Origin of the sequence: Kocuria atrinae C3-8 (assembly GCF_000286355.1) — a bacterium.
Classification (GTDB): Bacteria; Actinomycetota; Actinomycetes; order Actinomycetales; family Micrococcaceae; genus Kocuria; species Kocuria atrinae_A.
Genome location: NZ_AJXN01000216.1, coordinates 1 through 1,354 on the forward strand (window position 1 = coordinate 1; position 1,354 = coordinate 1,354).

Consider the following 1,354-nt stretch of genomic DNA (forward strand, 5'->3'; position numbering starts at 1 on the left):
CCGAAGCCACCACCGAAGCTGCCGCCGCCGAAACCGCCGCTACCTCCGCCGCCGAATCCACCGCCGCCGAGCATGCCGCCCAGCAGGATGCCGCCGAGCATGGCGCCGCCCATTCCGTTGCTGCGCCGACCCATGCCGCCGTATCCGCCGTAGCCGCCGGGGTAGCTGAATTGGTCGACGTCGCTCTGGGCCGCTCGCTGGGCGGAGTCCGCCAGGCGGATGGCCTGATTGGCCTCGTTCAAGGCGCGCACGGGGTCCGAGTTCTGCAGCTGCTGGGCCAGGTCCAGGTGCCGCTCGGCTTCCGAAAGCTGTGTTCGGGCCTGCGACCCCACACCGCCGCGGCGCGCCCAGATGTATTCACCAGCGGTTGAGAGGCTGGCCTGAGCGCTGACCAGAGTGTGCGCCAGGGTTTCGCGAGCGGAGCGAGCGCGGTCGTTCTCGGTACGCACCGCAGCCAGACCCTTGTCGAGTTCGTCTTTCGCCTCGGCCAAACGGCGCGTGGAACCCAGGGGGTCGTAGCGGCCGGACGCCATGTTCTGGGTGATGGTGCGCAGCACCGAGCGCACGCCCGCGGCGGCACCGGCCAGTTCGGGGCGGGACCCCTGTTCCACGAGGCCCTCGGCCTCGGCCACGTCACGCTGGGCAATGCTGACCGCGTCCTTCAGTGTTTCTTCGGCGCGGTTCAGGTCCCGTTGCGCGTGTTCCACAGACGTCACGAGTCCCTGTGCCTGACCGACCGCTTCCTCGGCGGCGCGAATGTCCAGCACGGCTTCGGAGAGGTTGTTCGCGTTCAGCGCGGTGTGTGCTTCCTGAATCGCGGTCTCTGCGAATTCGAGGCGATCGCGCGCCTGCTCGCCGTTGTCACGAACGGGCGCGAGAGCGGCGTCGTCGTAGTGAGCGGCCAAGGACACAAGAAGCTGCTCGGCCTCGGAGAGGCGAGGTTGGGTGTTCCGAAGCTCCGTCTCCACAGCCTGCAGTGCCTCGGGCGCGCGAGTTTCGAGCTGGCGCAGGTCCGCGAAGTTCCGCTCCTGCTCAACCAGGCGCGCGGGCCTTCTGCGTGCGGTCGATGATCTCGCCGAGCCACGCGCGCTGATCGGCCTCGGTATCGGGGATGTGATCCTCAAGTTTTTGCTGCAGCTCGAAGGACGCGCGCATGTGCTCCTTGGCCTGCGCGAGGGCGGCCTCGAACGGCTTGGTCTGCTCGTTGCCGTACTGCAACTGCGCGAACTGCAGTTCCTGCTCGGAATGCTGAATGGCGTTGTCCGCCTCGACCAGGCTCGCACCGGCGCGCTTGCGCAGCTCGGGCAGCGGGACCAGGGGTTGCTGCGGGGGAGCGTTGCGTCGCCCGGCGGGC

At 68.7% G+C, this 1,354-nt stretch carries 2 pseudogenes; both read right to left on the bottom strand.

What is annotated here, in order from left to right:
• Positions 1–1,124 (bottom strand): annotated as a pseudogene (locus YO9_RS0115945) (TPM domain-containing protein); the annotation flags it as partial.
• Positions 1,033–1,354 (bottom strand): annotated as a pseudogene (locus YO9_RS19345) (TPM domain-containing protein); the annotation flags it as partial. The pseudogenes YO9_RS0115945 and YO9_RS19345, both read right to left, overlap by 92 nt.